The sequence below is a fragment of the Aeribacillus sp. FSL K6-2848 genome (assembly GCF_038004325.1).
Classification (GTDB): Bacteria; Bacillota; Bacilli; order Bacillales; family Aeribacillaceae; genus Aeribacillus; species Aeribacillus composti.
In genome coordinates this window covers 3,144,135-3,161,698 of the sequence record NZ_JBBOQQ010000001.1, presented here as the reverse complement: position 1 = coordinate 3,161,698, position 17,564 = coordinate 3,144,135, and the positions used below count along the sequence as shown (strand labels likewise).

General features: G+C 39.6%; 18 protein-coding genes and 2 other annotated features (1 of these 20 only partly in view). Of the genes, 15 read left to right on the top strand and 3 right to left on the bottom strand.

The features are described from left to right. Nucleotides 1-42: a sequence feature (ribosomal protein L20 leader region), on the top strand (it extends 89 nt beyond the left edge of the window). A gap of 68 nt (nt 43-110) precedes the next feature. The 4 genes from infC (at nt 111) to NSS70_RS15265 (ending at nt 1,582) form a co-directional block, all read left to right on the top strand. Continuing rightward, nucleotides 111-632, top strand: coding sequence for a translation initiation factor IF-3 (gene infC / locus NSS70_RS15280; RefSeq protein WP_222422773.1), 522 nt, complete (start codon nt 111-113; stop codon nt 630-632). 15 nt (nt 633-647) lie between these two features. Then, a complete protein-coding gene (gene rpmI, locus NSS70_RS15275; protein ID WP_063387419.1) occupies nt 648-848 on the top strand; it encodes a 50S ribosomal protein L35 in 201 nt (66 codons plus the stop codon). A gap of 34 nt (nt 849-882) precedes the next feature. After that, the gene (gene rplT / locus NSS70_RS15270; protein ID WP_063387420.1) at nt 883-1,242 is read left to right on the top strand and encodes a 50S ribosomal protein L20; all 360 of its coding nucleotides are present in this window, start codon (nt 883-885) and stop codon (nt 1,240-1,242) included. Between the two features lie 148 nt (nt 1,243-1,390). Continuing rightward, entirely contained in the window at nt 1,391-1,582 is a 192-nt protein-coding gene (locus NSS70_RS15265; RefSeq protein ID WP_130156128.1) for a hypothetical protein, read from the top strand. 277 nt (nt 1,583-1,859) lie between these two features. Here the strand turns inward: NSS70_RS15265 and NSS70_RS15260 are convergent, their stop codons facing one another. After that, nucleotides 1,860-2,270: a hypothetical protein gene (locus NSS70_RS15260; protein WP_063387422.1), complete on the bottom strand. Its 411-nt coding sequence runs from the start codon at nt 2,268-2,270 to the stop codon at nt 1,860-1,862. A 122-nt stretch (nt 2,271-2,392) separates the two neighbouring features. On the opposite strand from NSS70_RS15260, the gene NSS70_RS15255 reads away from it, so the two are divergent. Both NSS70_RS15255 and NSS70_RS15250 read left to right on the top strand, forming a co-directional pair. Beyond that, nucleotides 2,393-2,881, top strand: coding sequence for a dUTP diphosphatase (locus NSS70_RS15255; protein ID WP_066247793.1), 489 nt, complete (start codon nt 2,393-2,395; stop codon nt 2,879-2,881). 49 nt (nt 2,882-2,930) lie between these two features. Next, nucleotides 2,931-4,016, top strand: a complete 1,086-nt coding sequence (locus NSS70_RS15250; RefSeq protein ID WP_063387424.1) for a M42 family metallopeptidase — start codon at nt 2,931-2,933, stop codon at nt 4,014-4,016. A gap of 14 nt (nt 4,017-4,030) precedes the next feature. Here the strand turns inward: NSS70_RS15250 and sspI are convergent, their stop codons facing one another. Next, the gene (sspI, locus tag NSS70_RS15245) at nt 4,031-4,255 is read right to left on the bottom strand and encodes a small acid-soluble spore protein SspI (protein WP_063387425.1); all 225 of its coding nucleotides are present in this window, start codon (nt 4,253-4,255) and stop codon (nt 4,031-4,033) included. Between the two features lie 67 nt (nt 4,256-4,322). Between sspI and NSS70_RS15240 the strand changes: the two genes are divergently transcribed. The 3 genes from NSS70_RS15240 to pheT all read left to right on the top strand — a co-directional run bounded on the left by NSS70_RS15240 (nt 4,323) and on the right by pheT (nt 8,891). Next, complete coding sequence (locus NSS70_RS15240) at nt 4,323-5,105, top strand: TrmH family RNA methyltransferase (protein WP_375338756.1); 783 nt, start codon at nt 4,323-4,325, stop codon at nt 5,103-5,105. Between the two features lie 49 nt (nt 5,106-5,154). Further along, nucleotides 5,155-5,385, top strand: a binding site (T-box leader). Nucleotides 5,386-5,430: 45 nt separating this feature from the next. Beyond that, the gene (gene pheS, locus NSS70_RS15235) at nt 5,431-6,465 is read left to right on the top strand and encodes a phenylalanine--tRNA ligase subunit alpha (RefSeq protein WP_063387428.1); all 1,035 of its coding nucleotides are present in this window, start codon (nt 5,431-5,433) and stop codon (nt 6,463-6,465) included. A 14-nt stretch (nt 6,466-6,479) separates the two neighbouring features. Continuing rightward, nucleotides 6,480-8,891 (top strand): phenylalanine--tRNA ligase subunit beta, encoded by a 2,412-nt coding sequence (gene pheT, locus NSS70_RS15230; protein ID WP_311066373.1) that lies wholly within the window; start codon nt 6,480-6,482, stop codon nt 8,889-8,891. 127 nt (nt 8,892-9,018) lie between these two features. Here the strand turns inward: pheT and rnhC are convergent, their stop codons facing one another. Beyond that, complete coding sequence (rnhC, locus tag NSS70_RS15225; RefSeq protein WP_340881880.1) at nt 9,019-9,927, bottom strand: ribonuclease HIII; 909 nt, start codon at nt 9,925-9,927, stop codon at nt 9,019-9,021. Nucleotides 9,928-10,078: 151 nt separating this feature from the next. On the opposite strand from rnhC, the gene zapA reads away from it, so the two are divergent. From zapA to NSS70_RS15195, 6 genes are all read left to right on the top strand, one after another. After that, the gene (gene zapA / locus NSS70_RS15220) at nt 10,079-10,336 is read left to right on the top strand and encodes a cell division protein ZapA (protein ID WP_063387431.1); all 258 of its coding nucleotides are present in this window, start codon (nt 10,079-10,081) and stop codon (nt 10,334-10,336) included. 8 nt (nt 10,337-10,344) lie between these two features. Beyond that, nucleotides 10,345-10,893 carry a CvpA family protein gene (locus tag NSS70_RS15215; protein WP_063387432.1) on the top strand — a complete coding sequence of 183 codons (549 nt, stop codon included), beginning with the start codon at nt 10,345-10,347 and terminating at the stop codon, nt 10,891-10,893. Nucleotides 10,894-11,013: 120 nt separating this feature from the next. After that, nucleotides 11,014-12,732 (top strand): DNA polymerase/3'-5' exonuclease PolX, encoded by a 1,719-nt coding sequence (gene polX / locus NSS70_RS15210; protein ID WP_339197005.1) that lies wholly within the window; start codon nt 11,014-11,016, stop codon nt 12,730-12,732. A gap of 29 nt (nt 12,733-12,761) precedes the next feature. Then, a complete protein-coding gene (locus NSS70_RS15205; RefSeq protein ID WP_340734104.1) occupies nt 12,762-15,122 on the top strand; it encodes an endonuclease MutS2 in 2,361 nt (786 codons plus the stop codon). A 23-nt stretch (nt 15,123-15,145) separates the two neighbouring features. After that, nucleotides 15,146-15,556 (top strand): DUF350 domain-containing protein, encoded by a 411-nt coding sequence (locus NSS70_RS15200; protein WP_063387435.1) that lies wholly within the window; start codon nt 15,146-15,148, stop codon nt 15,554-15,556. A gap of 221 nt (nt 15,557-15,777) precedes the next feature. Continuing rightward, nucleotides 15,778-17,454, top strand: coding sequence for a long-chain-fatty-acid--CoA ligase (locus tag NSS70_RS15195; RefSeq protein WP_094246314.1), 1,677 nt, complete (start codon nt 15,778-15,780; stop codon nt 17,452-17,454). Nucleotides 17,455-17,564 lie beyond the last annotated feature (110 nt).

Genomic DNA, 17,564 nt, shown 5'->3' with positions numbered 1-17,564 from the left:
TCAACGTGTGGGTGCAGTGTGCGTCTACGCGTTTTTTATTTGCATAAACGAATGTATAAGCTCTGTCAAGGCGAACGTGCACTTTGTTTATAAAATCTTGGAGGTGGCTCATTATTAGCAAAGATATGTTAGTAAACGAGGGCATCCGCGCTCGTGAAGTTCGACTGGTCGATCAAAACGGTAATCAGTTAGGCATTAAATCACGGCAAGAAGCGCTTGATATTGCCGCAAATGCCAATTTGGATCTCGTTCTTGTTGCTCCGAATGCAAAACCGCCGGTTGCTCGCATCATGGATTACGGAAAATACCGCTTCGAGCAGCAAAAGAAAGAAAAAGAGGCGCGTAAAAAGCAGAAAGTTATTAATGTGAAGGAAGTCCGCCTAAGCCCAACAATTGAAGAGCATGACTTTAATACAAAGCTTCGCAATGCTCGGAAATTTTTGGAGAAGGGTGACAAGGTGAAAGCATCGATCCGCTTTAAAGGAAGAGCGATTACCCATAAAGAAATCGGCCAACGAGTTCTAGAAAGATTTTCTGAAGCATGCGCTGACATCAGTTCTGTTGAAACGAAGCCGAAAATGGATGGGCGCAGCATGTTTCTAGTGCTAGCACCGAAAAACGAAAAGAAATAGAAGGAGGATCCTTTTATGCCTAAAATGAAAACTCATCGCGGCTCTGCGAAAAGATTTAAAAAAACTGGGAACGGAAATTTGAAACGGTCTCATGCATTTACTAGTCATTTATTCGCTAACAAAACTCAAAAGCAAAAACGCAAACTTCGCAAACCAGCATTAGTAAGCAAAGGTGACTTTAAACGTATTCATCAAATGCTTGACAATATAAAATAATTTTTAACTTCGATTTTTTAGGAGGGAATGCATTATGGCACGTGTTAAAGGCGGTACAGTGACACGCAGACGCCGCAAAAAAATTATTAAGCTTGCAAAAGGTTATTACGGTTCGAAACATCGTTTATATAAAGTTGCTAACCAGCAAGTAATGAAATCTTTAATGTATGCATACCGTGACCGTCGCCAAAGAAAACGCGATTTCCGTAAGCTTTGGATTACGAGAATCAATGCTGCTGCGCGCATTCACGGTCTTTCCTACAACCGGTTCATGCACGGTTTAAAGCTTGCTGGCATTGAAGTAAACAGAAAAATGCTTGCTGACTTAGCAGTAAATGATGAAAAAGGATTTGCACAACTCGCCGAAACAGCTAAAGCTGAATTAAATAAGTAATCGAAAAAGCAAGCCACCTATAAACGTACATTGCTCTTTGGGCTGGACATAATTGAACAGCACATTATTGATCCCCTTTAAGTAGACGTGTAAAAAATCTGCGCAATGACTCGCGGATGCTGCACTTCTATTTGGAGGGGATTTTTATATGGCTGAAAAGGTAAACGATTATGGCTTTACGTTTCTCAACAGTGAAAAAAGTCAAAAGTTCAAGGGTTTTTTAGGCCGATGCAAAAAATTTAGGTTCTATACTAAATGTTGGGATCAAGAATATCATCAAAATGAAAAAAGCATTTACGAAGCACTCTGTTTTATAATGAAAGTGACCAAACCCAATTAAAAAGGAGACTTCGAAAAATTATAATCAATTACCGAGCTGTTTTACAAAATTTCATAGAGGAAGAGAAAAGGTAATGGGATAAAAATAGAAATGGAAGCTAACAGCAGCTCCCGCAATGGGAACTGCCTTCAGAATGCTTATTTTCTTTTTAAATCAGAAATGTTGCATAGATTGATCAAAAAAGCGACACCATGATCGTCCAGTCATGAACCGCATAGTCTTTTAACGCTGTCAATTTTGAACGGGAATGTCAAGCTGCTCTTTCTTTTTTGCTGTCTTAAGATAGTGTCGGGAATTCCGATTCGTTCCGATTCAAAAACTCTTTAATTGGACTTTTCCAGTCGATTTTGGCGTAAGGATATGCTTCTTTTATTTTCGATTCTATAAATTGAAAATCTTCTTTTGTAAACCCCCTTAACTTATTTGGAGTAGATGTCCAAATAAAAACGGAGATAACTTCAAAAGAAGTTTCAGTCGTGCCTAAATATTTTTCCCCTTCAAATAAAACTCCTTTATGCGTTAACAAAAAATTTTTGTGGACATTTTCTTTATCATCAAGAAAGAAAAATTTTTTTTGCTCATGAGCCAATTCTAACTTTCGCTTCGGGTTCAATAAATATTTAATGAATGAATAAATTAGGAAAATAATCGCAGCAATTATGAAAAGACGAAGAAGGATGACAATCATTTACTTTAAACCTCCCCGAAGGTCATATTCATACATATACATTACGAAAAAGGAATTGAAGGGGTTTCATTAATGATCACATTTGCTATAATTTTTTTAGATATATTTTAGGGGTTGAGAAAATGGATTTTGAACAGTTATATAAAATGCAAAAAGAATTGGATGAAAAAATTGAAAAGAAACACGGTTTGGAGGAAGAAAGGCTGATCGAGAGAAAAGTTTTAGCCTTGCTTGTCGAAATTGGCGAATTGGCTAATGAAACGCGCTGCTTTAAATTTTGGAGCGTTAAGCCGCCTTCCGACAGAGAGGTTATTTTGGAAGAGTATGTAGACGGCCTTCATTTTTTATTGTCGATCGGCCATGAATTGTATATTGAAAAACTGCCGGAAATGAAAGCAAAAAAAATCGATAAAAGCCTGACCGATCTTTTTTTAAACGTTTATCAAAAAACGGCAAAATTCAATGAATATTTGTCTGTCCAAGCGTATATCGATTTATTTAACGACTATGTTACACTCGGCTCTGCGCTGGGCTTTTCAGAGGAAGATATTATTTCAGCATACATGGCGAAAAATGAAGTCAATCATGCTAGACAAAATCAAGGATATTAACAATTCCGTTTGGAAAAAATGAAGAATATAAATTAAAGGAGGTTTCAGTGTGGAGAAATGGGATGAAACATTGAAAATGTTAAAAGATTTAACAGACGCGAAAGGCATCGCCGGCAATGAACGGGAAGTCAGAGAAGTAATGAGAGGGTACATAAAAGATTATGCGGATGATATCCAAACGGATGGACTCGGCAGTTTAATTGCCAAAAAAGAAGGAGAATCAGGCGGACCCAAAATTATGATCGCGGGCCATCTTGATGAGGTCGGCTTTATGGTTACGCAAATTGATGATAAAGGGTTCATTCGCTTTCAGCCTGTTGGTGGCTGGTGGAATCAAGTTATGCTCGCACAAAGAGTGACGATTGTCACCCAAAAAGGAGATGTGACCGGCATCATCGGTTCCAAGCCGCCGCATATTTTGCCGGCAGAAGCACGAAAAAAGCCTGTAGAGATCAAAGACATGTTTATTGATATTGGCGCCAGCAGCCGAGAAGAAGCGATGGAATTTGGTGTTCGTCCCGGCGACCAAATTGTGCCTTATTTTGAGTTCACCGTTATGAAAAATGATAAAATCCTTTTGGCGAAAGCTTGGGATAACCGCATCGGTTGTGCAATAGCGATCGAAGTTTTGAAAAAGCTGAAAGGGGTAAACCATCCGAACGTCGTTTACGGTGTAGGAACCGTTCAGGAGGAAGTAGGATTAAGAGGAGCCCGCACATCAGCCCATTATATTGAGCCTGATATTGCTTTCGGCGTAGACGTCGGAATAGCCGGCGACACTCCAGGCATTTCCGAAAAAGAAGCGATGGGAAAAATGGGGAAAGGTCCGCAAATTATTTTATATGATGCTTCTATGGTCTCCCATAAAGGGCTTCGCGATTTTGTCGTAGGGGTCGCTGAAGAATGCGGCATTCCATATCAGTATGATGCTATGCCGGGTGGCGGTACAGACTCCGGATCGATTCATTTAACAGGAAATGGTGTTCCAACGCTTTCCATTACGATTGCAACGCGCTACATTCATACACACGCTGCGATGATTCATCGCGAAGACTTTGAACATACGGTTCAATTATTGACAGAAGTCATTAAACGCCTCGACAAAAAAACGGTTGAAAACATTACGTACAACTAAAAAGCAGGAGCTGGTTATTTCCCAGCTCCAGTCTCTTTCAATCCTTGTTCAAGTGTTTCAACCATTTCCTGCTGATCACGCTGACTTGAATGGTTCCAGATAATTTCAAATAACACGCCTAACCCTGGAAGCATTTTTTCTTCCTTGCTATTGATGGCATCAACGATCGTTTCTCTCAGCTCGTCTTTTGAATTTTGCGATATGTTGGCAATGACTGCATTGCGCAAATCAAAATTCATATCCTTCACCTCGTTTTTCTTCATTCTTCTTTATTTTTTCTTTTGTTTTCTATAATATGTATATGAAATGAACTATCAGTTGAAGGAGACACCATCATTGAAACGGATTGCGTCAACTAAAAATGAAAGAGTAAAAGAATGGAAAAAGCTGCAATCAAGAAAAAAACGGGAAGAGCGCGGGCTGTTTTTAATTGAAGGCTTGCATTTAATCGAGGAAGCTCTCAAATACAAATCAATTGTTCAAGAGTTAATTGTTTTAGACGGAGCGAAGCTGCCAAATCATTTTTTCGAAGGTACTATTCCGACAACGATTGTTTCCAAAGAGGTGTTTTCGCTTCTGTCTGAAACGGATTCCCCGCAAGGTGTCATGGCTGTTTGTAAGCAGCTTAGGTGGGAAATCGATTTGAACGCCAAAAAATGGCTGTTAATAGATGCGGTTCAAGACCCAGGAAATCTCGGTACGATCATTCGTACTGCAGATGCGGCTGGAATGGATGTTGTGATTTTAGGTGACGGGACGGTTGATTTGTACAATAGTAAAACGATCCGGGCGACACAAGGATCAATTTTTCATTTGCCTGTGGTCAATTCGTCATTAAAACAGATTATAAACAAATTGAAGGAAGAGAAAATTCCTGTATTTGGAACTTCAACAAAAAATGCTGTTTTCTATAAAGAGATCCCTCCATCTGAAACATTTGCCCTCCTTGTAGGAAATGAGGGAAATGGGGTCTCAAAAGAGCTGCTGGATATGACGGATCAAAATTTACACATTCCGATTTATGGAAAAGCGGAGTCATTAAATGTTGCCGTTGCTTCAGCTATTTTCATGTACCATCTTCGCAAATAGTGTTGCGCCTTTAATTTCTTTTTTTTATAATTAAAAGCAATTGAATAAAGGAATAACGATGACGGAGAAGAGTAGTTTGCAGGTCGCCATTTAGGGAGAAAATGCCGTAGACTGGAAGCATTTTTATGGTAGAGGCAAACGAATTCACCTCCAGAGTTGACGCCAGGACCATGCGGAAGCATGTAAAGGCGCTCCGGCTGTGCCGTTATGATAATGAAGTGAACAAAGATTCTTTCTTTGTTAATAAGGGTGGTACCGCGAAATTCAACTCGTCCCTTTTTTGGGATGGGTTTTTTTTATTTATTTTAAAAAAGGAGGAATTTACATGCAGGAAGAATTAACAAAGCTTCGCGATGAAGCGTTGCAAAAGGTACGGGAAGCAACGGATTTAAAACAATTGCAAAATATTCGCGTTCAATATCTTGGAAAAAAAGGACCGATTACCGAAGTTCTTCGCGGAATGGGAAAGCTTTCGAAAGAAGAACGGCCGAAAATAGGTGCGTTAGCAAATGAAATTCGGGAAGTGATTGCCGGGGAAATAACAAGTAAGCAAGAACAACTCGAAAAAGCAGAAATCGAGAAAAAATTACAGCAAGAAACGATTGACGTTACCCTTCCAGGTAGACCAGTTCGAACAGGAAACCATCATCCTCTCCAAGCGGTCATTGAAGAAATTGAAGATTTGTTTATCGGCATGGGATACACAGTAGAGGAAGGTCCAGAAGTTGAAACAGATTATTACAATTTTGAAGCGCTCAATTTGCCGAAAGGCCATCCGGCAAGGGATATGCAAGATTCCTTTTACATAACTGATGAAATTTTGCTGCGCACACACACATCTCCAGTTCAGGCGAGAACGTTAGAAAAATATAAAGGGAAAGGTCCTGTAAAAATCATTTGTCCAGGGAAAGTATACAGACGTGATACAGATGATGCAACGCACTCCCATCAATTTACGCAAATTGAAGGGCTCGTTGTGGATGAAAACATTCGCATGAGCGATTTAAAAGGAACGCTCGAAGTGTTTGCGAAAAAACTGTTCGGTGAAGACAGGCAAATTCGTCTGCGTCCGAGCTTTTTCCCGTTTACTGAACCGTCGGTGGAAGTCGATGTATCCTGTTTTAAATGCTCCATGAAAGGCTGTCATGTATGCAAAGGAACAGGCTGGATTGAAATTTTAGGAGCAGGGATGGTTCATCCAAACGTTTTGGAAATGGCGGGATTCGATTCGAAAAAATACCGTGGTTTTGCATTTGGAATGGGACCGGAACGGATTGCCATGTTGAAATATGGAATTGATGATATTCGTCATTTTTATACAAACGATGTGCGTTTTTTGAAACAGTTTAAACAAGCTTAAAAGGAGGTTTTCTCATGTTCGTTTCATACAAATGGCTCTCTGAATATGTTGATCTAGACATTTCCCCTGAGGAGCTGGCTGAAAAAATAACGAAGAGCGGCATTGAAGTTGAAAATGTTCAAGCTGTTAATGAAGGAATAAAAGATGTTGTAGTTGGACAGGTGCTTGAAAAAGAACAGCATCCAAATGCAGAAAAATTAAGCAAATGTTTAGTTGACATCGGTGAAGGAGAACCAGTGCAAATTATATGCGGCGCCCAAAACGTTGAAAAAGGTCAAAAAGTGCCGGTAGCCAAAGTTGGTGCGGTTTTGCCGGGCAATTTCAAAATTAAACGGGCAAAGCTGCGCGGTGAAGAATCTAACGGTATGATTTGTTCTTTGCAAGAGCTGGGCATTGAAGGAAAGCTTGTCCCAAAAGAGTTTTCTGACGGCATTTTTGTTTTCCCTAGTGATGCTGAAGTTGGAAAAAATGCGATTGAACAGCTGTTTATGGACGATTATGTACTTGAATTAGGTCTTACACCAAACCGTTCTGACTGTTTAAGCATGATCGGTGTTGCCTATGAAGTTGCAGCAATTTTAAAGAAAGAGGTTCGAAAGCCGGAAGTTCATTATGAGGCTGCCGAAGAAAAAGCAACTGATTATATTACTGTGAATGTTGAAGCAAAAGAAGATAATCCATTCTATATAGCTAAAATTATTAAAAATGTCAAAATTGCCCCTTCCCCTTTATGGATGCAAATGCGCTTAATAAAAGCCGGAATCAGACCGCATAACAACGTCGTCGATATTACAAACTATTGTTTATTAGAATACGGCCAGCCGCTTCATGCGTTTGACTATGACCGGTTCGGATCAAAGGAAATACTCGTTCGCCGCGCACATGACGGAGAGACGATCGTGACCCTTGATGATCAAGAACGAAAGCTTACAAGCGATCACCTTGTGATCACAAATGGCAAAGTACCTGTTGCATTAGCTGGTGTAATGGGAGGGGCCGATTCTGAAGTAAGAGACGATACGACGACCGTTTTGCTTGAGGCCGCCTATTTTAAAGGCAGTGTTGTCCGAAAAGCGTCGAAGGATTTCGGACTTAGAAGTGAAGCGAGCTTGAGATTTGAAAAGGGAGTTGACCCGAACAGGGTAAAAGCTGCAGCAGAGCGGGCAGCACAATTGATCGCAAAATACGCCTCCGGAACTGTTTTAGAAGGTGAAGCAGAATTTCATGATTTTTCAATCGAGAAAAAAGTGATCACCATTTCCGCTGAGAAAATTAACAACGTTTTAGGGACAAACATTGCAGTAGATGAAATAAAAGAAATTTTTGACCGCTTGCAATTTGAAACCGTTGAAGAAAACGGTCTTTTTACAGTAACCGTTCCGACAAGAAGAGGCGATATTGCGATTGAAGAAGATTTAATTGAAGAAGTAGCCCGCCTTTACGGATATGACTATATTCCGTCAACATTGCCTGAAGGATCTTCAACATCCGGAGCATTAACAGACTATCAATTGAAAAGAAGAAAAGTGCGAAGATTTTTGGAAGGCGCCGGGCTTTATCAAGCGATCACATATTCATTAACGAGCAAAGAAAAGGCGGGACAATTTACGCTGGAGACGTCAAGCTTTACTCAATTAGCATTGCCGATGAGTGAAGAGCGGAGTGTTTTGCGTTTAAGCCTGCTTCCTCATTTGCTTGAGTCTGTAAAATATAACAAAGCGCGGCAAATCGATGATATTCATCTTTATGAAATTAGTTCTGTTTTCATTTCGGACGATGCTTTAGAAAAGCCTTTGGAAAAAGAACGTTTATCAGGCGTCATGACGGGTCACTACGTTTATCACCCATGGCAAGGGGAAAAAACAAAAGTTGATTTTTATGTTGTGAAAGGAATTTTAAACGGTTTATTTGATCTGCTTGGACTGTTGGATGAAATTGAGTATAAACAGGCAAAACGTGAAGGGCTGCATCCCGGCAGAACGGCAGATATTTATTTAAACGGATCATTCATCGGATTTGTCGGCGAATTAAATCCGGAAGTTGAAAAAGAGTATGATTTAGATGAAACATATGTTTTTGAGCTGAAGCTAGCCGATCTCATTCAATATGAAGCTAAGCCAGTCATATATACGCCGATTCCAAGGTTCCCATCTATTACAAGGGATATCGCCTTAGTCGTTGATCAGCATGTGCATGCTGGCGAGCTTCAAGAAACGATCCGGGAAGCGGGCGGAAAACTGTTAAAAGAGATTTCCATTTTCGATGTGTATGAAGGAGAACGTTTGGGAGCAGGGAAAAAATCGATCGCATTTTCACTCCGCTACTACGATCCTGAACGAACATTGACGGATGAGGAAGCAGCAAAAGCTCATGAAAAAGTAATTAAGGCGGTAGAGGAAAAATTTTCAGCAGTTCTTCGCAGCTAACGCAGGACGATAAATCCCTAAAATAATTCCAGCTAACAAATGAAGGTGCAGATAGCACCTTCATTTTTATTGAAATCATAAATTGGTCCTGCTAACCTCAGAAAATAAGATTTCCGGATTCGTCATTTCAATTCAATAGATTCAAAGCTTTTTCGGTGTTGGCAAAATGAAGCTTTGCCATTTTGCCAAGTGTGTTTTTCCCTTTTTCCTTTATTAATTTGGCAGCAGCTTCATCAACAGTATGGCTGGCTCCTTTTGGTAAATAAAATCCGGCTGCGTTGGATAAGCTGTTTAATTCTTTTAAAAAAGCATATCTTGCGATAATGGATGCTGCAGCGACAGATATGTGTATATGCTCCGCCTTCGGTTTAAAGATGGTTATGTCTTTAAACGGAACATCCCGGTCTTTAAGATATTGAAAGTAAACATTCGGCTCTGCAAACTGATCGATTAACACAGCTTCTGGTTTATCAGGAGAAATTTTCTTGAGTAAATGATGAATCGCTTGATTATGAAGGATAGCTTTCAATTTCCCTTGGTTCATTCCAGATTTTTGCAATTGATTGTATTTTTCATTGCGCAAAATTAAGAGGCTGTACGGAACTTTCTCTATTAAAGTGTTGGCGATTGAAAAAACTTGTTTGTCTGTCAAAGCCTTTGAATCTTTTACTCCAAGCTGCTGAACCAGTTTTCTTTTTTCTTTAGGGACAAATACTGCAGCAACCGTGATCGGTCCAAAATAATCCCCCGTTCCTGCTTCATCAGAGCCGATGACTGACATCTGTTGAAGCTGTTGAAGCTCATCCTCTGTTTGAGAAGGGGCTGTTTTTGCTATTTTTTCCCATCTGTTTGCTTCCTGCTGAGCGGCAGATCCTTGAAAAAGCACTTTTCCCGACTTGTAAGCAGTGATCGTACAGTTTGTCAATTTGGCAGAAAAGACGGCACCTGGAGGGGTTCTGTCTATAATGAAAGGATTATAAAAATCTTTCAAAGTTTGAATTCCCCCATGATCAACTTTTATGACGATATTGGACAATAAAAAACGCCTCGCTTTCCTAAAATGGATGCTATATTATTGTACCCTTTCTTTTGTTCTTCTTTCCATCTTTTCGACAAACATGTTATGATTATGATTAGGATTTTGAATCATTTTGTGATATTTTTTCATAGAGGATGGAGGATTCGCTTTGTCTGATCAACCTAAAAATAAAGCGACTGTTTATATATATGGACAGCAGTATTCGATTGTTGGAAATGAGAGCGTAAATCATATGAAGCTTGTCGCTTCAATTGTTGACGAAAAAATGCGGGAAATCAGTCAAAAAAACCCATCTCTAGATTTAAACAAGCTGGCAGTACTAACTGCGGTAAATGCTGTTCATGATTATCTCAAATTAAAGGAGAAATTTGAAGAACTAGAAAAGCAACTTCAGGAAAAGGATTGAAATTTAAAATGCTTGACTTGATCATTTTATTTTTCTTAGTATTCGGATTGCTCACTGGCCTTAAAAGGGGATTTATTCTCCAAGTAGTTTATTTATCAAGTGTTATAGTGTCTTTCATAATTGCCAGAACATATTTTGACGATCTTGCTCCTAAACTGGAATTATGGGTACCGTATCCAAATATAGGAGATTCAAATGCTGCTCTATCTATATTGACAGGGGGCCATTTGGAGGAAGCTTACTATCGCGGAGTTGCATTCGTGCTTTTGTTTATCGGATCAAAAATAGCGCTTCACATCATCGGATCTATGTTTGATTTTGTTGCAATGCTTCCAATACTTAAGCAAATCAACCGCTTGCTGGGTGCGGTTTTAGGTTTTGCGGAAACATACCTCATTTTATTCATTCTGCTTTTTTTGGCAGCGCTCATTCCAGCCGAGCAAATTCAAAATCTTATCGATAAATCGCTGCTGGCTGATTTAATTGTCAATCATACCCCTGTCTTATCTGATAAAATTCACGATCTTTGGATCGGCTATTTCGGTAAAGGAAGTTAGACGTAAAGGGACGATGGAAACATCTTTATTTAGACCCCCATCGTCCTTCTCTGTTTCTATTAAATAGTTCGATAGCAGGTGATTTTTATATTGTTTAAAATTCAAGAGGTGACGTAAAACATGACGGTTCACAAAAAGGATGTTGTCAGCCTGTTAAAGAAAATTGCGGTATATATGGAGTTAAAAGGCGAAAACCCTTTTAAAATCTCCGCGTTTTATAAAGCTGCCAATGCCCTTGAAAGAGATGCGAGAAGCCTATCAGACATCCACGATTTTACTTTAATCAGTGGGATTGGGAAAGGAACGAGTGCAGTCATCGAAGAATTCATAAAAACCGGCGAGTCAAAAACGCTGCAAACCTTGCAAAAGGAAGTTCCTGAAGGGTTAATCCCTCTTCTTCAATTGCCAGGGCTGGGCGGAAAGAAGATTGCAAAATTGTACAAGGATTTAGGTGTTGTGGACATCGATTCTTTAAAAAAAGCTTGTGAAGAACATAAAGTGCAAAGTTTACAAGGTTTTGGAAAAGTAACGGAAGAAAAAATATTGGCTGCGATCGATGAAATGAATAAAAAACCGGGCCGACTGCCTCTTGCTTATATGCTGCCGATTGCAGAAAAAATAGAGAAATTTTTAGAAAAAGGACAGAAAAACGGAATAGTTCGCTTTTCTCGCGCAGGAAGCTTAAGAAGAATGAAAGAAACGATAAAAGACCTTGACTTTATTATTGCGGCGGAAAATAAAGAAGCTGTGCGAGATTACATTTTAACAATGCCGAATATAACTGAAATCATTGCGAAAGGCGATACGAAAATATCGATTGAACTCAAGTTTGATGTCAAGGTTCAGGTCGATTTTCGCATCGTGCACCCAAAGGAATTCATTTCGGCTTTGCACCATTTTACAGGCTCAAAAGAGCATAATGTAAAAATGCGCCAGCTAGCGAAGGAAAGAGGAGAAAAAATAAGCGAATACGGCGTAGAAATAATAGAAACCGGAGAAGTGCTCACATTTGAGTCAGAAAAAGAGCTGTATGCACACTTTCAGCTTCCCTACATTCCGCCAGAGGTTCGGGAAGATGGGGAGGAAGTGGAAAAATACAAAGGAAATCTTATTTCGCTCGAGGAAATAAAGGGAGATCTCCATATGCATTCAACATGGAGCGACGGCGCTCATTCAATCAAGGAAATGGCTGAGGCTGCTAAAAGAAAAGGCTACAAGTACATCGCGATTACAGATCACTCGCAATTTTTAAAAGTAGCCAACGGCTTGACTCCTGAGCAGCTGAAAGAACAAAAAGAAGAAATTGACATGTTGAATGAACAATATTCTGATTTTACGATTTTCAGAGGAATCGAGATGGATATTTTGCCGGACGGTACACTTGATTATGACGACGATTGTCTAAAAGAGCTAGATATAGTTATTGCATCGATCCATTCGAACTTTTCCCAGCCGCAGAGTGTAATTATGAAAAGGCTGAAAGCAGCCCTATATAATAACCATGTTGATATTATCGCTCATCCGACTGGAAGGTTAATTGGGCGAAGAGAAGGATACGATGTTGATATAGAAATGCTTTTAGAACTTGCAAAGGAAACAGATACTATTTTAGAATTGAACGCAAATCCGAACAGGCTTGACTTATGTGTAGAACATTTGAAGAAAGCGAAGGAATACGGTGTAAAGGTTGTGATTAATACAGATGCCCACAGCATAAACATGCTAGAACATATGGAGATAGGGGTTGCGTATGCGCGGAAAGCTTTCATTCAGCCGGATGACGTTGTGAATACGTGGGATGTTGAACAATTAAAGCAATTTTTAAAAAGGAAAGACTGACCATTCAACTGTCAGGAGGTTTTGAGAAGTTGCAGGAACGAGTGTTACATGTTTTGGAATTTAATAAAATAAGGGAACTGCTGAAAGAGCATGCTTCTTCTTCTTTAGGAAAAGAGAAAGCGTTAAAGCTTATGCCATCAGGAGACATCAACGAAGTACTGAAGAGGCAGGAGCAGACAGATGAAGCACTAACAGTGCTCCGATTGAAAGGCTCTGCCCCTTTCGGAGGATTAAGCGACATACGGCCGAGCGTAAAGCGTGCGCAAATAGGCGGAACTTTAGGTCCGCAAGAGCTTGTGGCTGTTTCTGCCGTGTTATATGCTTCAAGACAAATGAAGCAATTTATTGAAAAGTTGACTCAAGAAGAGGAGGTTTCACTTCCTCATTTAGAACAATTGGTCAGCGAAATCGGAATTTATTTAAAAGAAGAAAAAGAAATTCAACGTTGCATACGCGATGACGGGGAAATTGTTGATGATGCGAGCGATAAATTAAAAGCGATAAGAGGTCAAATCCGTACACTGGAGGCTCGTATTCGCGAAAAGCTGGAATCGATCATTCGCTCCCCATCTGCACAAAAAAATCTTTCGGATGCCATTATTACGATTCGAAATGACCGCTATTGCATTCCTGTCAAACAAGAATATAGAGGAGTTTACGGAGGAATCGTCCATGATCAATCTTCCTCAGGAGCAACTCTGTTTATTGAGCCGCAGGCTATCGTAGAAGCGAGCAACTCTTTAAATGAAGCGCGGATTAAGGAAAGGCGCGAAATTGAACGGATCTTAACGGAATTGTCGAAAATGGTTGCTGACATAAGCAAGGGAATCATTCATAATATCACTGTAATGGGTGAAATCGATTTTATGTTTGCCAAGGCATTGTATGCTAAAAAATTAAAGGCTACAAAGCCAAATATAAATGATCGTGGCATTATGAAGCTATATAAAGCCCGCCATCCTCTTATTGACCCTGAAACCGTTGTGCCAAATACAATTGAACTTGGGGAAGATTTTCAATCGATTGTCATTACCGGTCCAAACACCGGCGGTAAGACGGTGACGCTGAAGACAATTGGACTGCTCGCACTAATGGCGCAATCAGGTCTGCAAATACCTGCTGAAGAAGGATCTACAATGCCGGTATTTGAGGCAGTTTACGCAGATATTGGGGATGAACAGTCAATTGAACAAAATTTGAGTACATTTTCTTCTCATATGGTGAACATCGTCAAAATTTTACAGGAACTTAATGATCGCTCACTCGTACTACTTGATGAACTTGGGGCAGGTACAGATCCTGGAGAAGGTGCTGCTCTAGCCATTGCAATTTTGGATGAAGCTTTAAACAGAGGAGCGCAAGTTGTTGCAACCACCCACTATCCCGAATTGAAAGCATACGGATTTAACCGTAAGGGCGTGATCAATGCAAGCGTTGAGTTTGATGTCGACACATTATCGCCGACGTATAAATTGTTGATCGGTGTACCTGGCCGAAGTAATGCGTTTGAAATATCAAAAAGGCTTGGATTGAGCAAAGAAATTATTGAGCGCGCCAAATCGTTCATGAGCGCTGACAGATCCAAAACGGATGCAATGATTGCCTCCCTTGAGGAAAGCAAAAAACGTGCTGAAGAGGATTGGATGGAAGCTGAAAAAACGCTGAAAGAAGCAGAAAAACTTCATAAAGAACTACAAGAACAAATCATTGAATTTAATAAGCAGAAAGACCGCCTATATCAAGAAGCTGAGGAAATGGTGAAAAAAAGGCTGGAAGAAGCGCAAAAAGAAGCAGATCAGATTATTCAAAAATTGAAAAACATGCAAAAAGAGCACAGTTCAGCTATTAAAGAGCATGAATTAATAGAAGCAAAAAAGCGGCTTGAATATGCAGCGCCTGAATTTATAAATACTGAACAAAAATCTGAAAAACAAAAAAGCAAAAAGCAGCTGCGCCCCGGCGATGAGGTAAAAGTGATCAACTTAAATCAAAAAGGACATCTGCTTGAAAAAGCAAATGAAAGTGAATGGCTTGTACAAATTGGAATATTGAAAATGAAAGTAAAAGAAGAAGATCTTGAATATATTGGCAGCCCGAAACAAGAGGGAGAAAAAACGCTCGCAACAGTAAAAGGGAAGGATTTTCATGTTTCATTAGAACTTGATTTGCGGGGAGAGCGATATGAAGATGCGCTCCTCCGTCTTGAAAAATATATTGACGATTGTCTTCTCGCAGGATATCCACGGGCGCACATTATTCATGGCAAAGGGACGGGCGCTTTAAGAAAAGGGGTGCGGGAATTTTTGCAAAACCACCGCGCTGTTAAAAACGTCCGTTTCGGTGAAGCAAATGAAGGCGGAACAGGTGTTACGATTGTCGAGTTCAAATAAACTTTTCTTTAAGGAGAGTAAACATGAATCTGTTTTGGGAAAACGTATATGTTCAAACTGCTGCTAATTATAGTGTTGTCATATTGTGCGGGGTTTTATTTTTAGTCATTTTTGAATTGGTGACGAAATATAAAAACTGGGAAGAAATCCAAAAAGGCAATGTGGCTGTTGCAATGGCAACAGGCGGCAAAATTTTCGGGATTTCAAACGTTTTCCGATTCTCAATTGAACAGCATGACGGTCTTTTTGAAATGATTGGCTGGGGCTTTTACGGATTTGCCTTGCTCTTAATCGGATATTTTATTTTTGAATTTCTGACTCCTAAATTTAATATTGATGATGAAATTCAAAAGGATAACCGTGCAGTTGGCTTTATCTCAATGGTCATATCCATAGGCTTGTCCTTTGTAATCGGAGCAGGAATTACAAATTAGGAGAGGGGAACATGGAAACGCTGGCTAAAATTTTATTTGGTTTGTGCGGTCTGTTTATTGCGATCGGTATTATTTATATGGTGTTTTTTGCTTGAAAAAGCGGAGAAAAGAAAAGGTCTCCGCTTTTTCCTATTTAAAATTCTAAAAATAATTATATTTCTGAATTTTATTTTGATATAATGAAATAAAATCATCATTATTTTTCAAAGGAGAGGAGATAAATGGAATGTCAAAAACCTTGGCTCAATTTTTATCCCTCGGAAATTCCGCATAATATCTCTTGGGAGAATAAGCCGCTTTCCAAATATTTTCAAGATACGGCTAATCAGTTTCCGAATCATACAGCCGTTTCATTTCTTGGAAAGAACATTACGTACCGCAAGCTATACGAACAGATGCTTCAATTGGCTAATTATTTGGAGCAAACAGGGTTTGAAAAAGGGGATCGGGCAGCGATTATGCTTCCAAATTGTCCACAGGCAGTTATTGCTTATTATGCAGTTCTGGAGGCAGGCGGAATAGTCGTTCAATTGAACCCTCTTTATACAGAATCAGAGCTGGAGTACCAGTTGAATGACAGCAGTGCTACACATCTCATTACATTAGATCTTTTCTATCCAAAAGCCTCGAAATTGAAATCTCTCACAAATATCAAACATATCATAATAACAAAGATCCAAGAGTATTTGCCTTTCCCAAAAAATCTTCTATACCCGCTCATTCAAAAGAAGGAGCAAAATCTTTTAATAAAGGTAAACGCAGCAAATGGTGTTCATGTATGGACAGAGATCTTAAAAACATCGCCTGCTAAAGAATTGACAGTAAATATTGATCCGAAAGAAGATATTGCCCTTTTGCAATATACAGGAGGGACGACAGGGACGCCTAAAGGGGTGATGTTGACGCATGAAAACTTAATTTCCAATACGAAAATGTGTGCTGCCTGGATGTATAAATGCAGGAAAGGAGAAGAGTCCATACTAGGAGTTTTGCCTTTTTTTCACGTATATGGCATGACGACTGTAATGAATTTATCGATCATGGAAGGTTTTAAAATGATTTTAATCCCCAAATTTGATTCAACCGAAATTTTGAAAGCGATTGAAAAAGAAAAGCCAACGCTTTTTCCAGGAGTGCCAACGATTTATGTTGCTCTTTTAAATCATAAAGATTTGCGAAAATACGACTTGTCCTCGGTTAAATATTGTATCAGCGGTTCGGCTCCTCTTCCGGTAGAAATTCAGGAGCGCTTTGAAAAAGAAACAGGCGGGAAGCTTGTTGAAGGATATGGACTCTCGGAAGCTTCTCCCGTTACGCATGCAAACTTATTTTATTCAGATGTCAAGAAAAAAGGAAGCATTGGCATCCCTTGGCCCAATACGCATGCAGCCATTTATTCGGCTGAAAAAGAAGGATTTGCAGATGTCAACGAATTCGGCGAGCTTATTGTAAAAGGACCGCAGGTGATGAAAGGCTACTGGAACAACCGAGAGGAAACGGAAGCGGTTTTCAAAGACGGATGGCTTTTTACAGGAGATATCGGCTATATGGATGAAGACGGATTCTTTTATATTGTCGATCGTAAAAAAGATATGATTATTGCTGGCGGGTACAATATTTATCCCCGCGAGATAGAAGAAGTGTTGTATGCTAATGAAAAGGTTAAAGAGGTTGTCGTTGCAGGTGTTCCGGATCCTTACAGAGGCGAGACCGTGAAAGCTTATGTTGTACCAAAGGGAGGAGCACAGCTTACGGAGCAAGAGCTTGACCAATTCGCCCGAAAACATCTTGCCCCGTACAAAGTGCCGAAAAAATACGAATTTCGCGACGAGCTTCCGAAAACAGCAGTAGGAAAAATTTTAAGAAGAAAACTAGTAGAGGAAGAAAGAAAAATATAAAACGGACATCTATCGGTTTTGAACGAGAATAAAAACTTCCCTCAATGCTTGACAAAAAGGCTTAATCTAAATATCATATAAATGAATGACCATTCATTCATTTTGAAGGG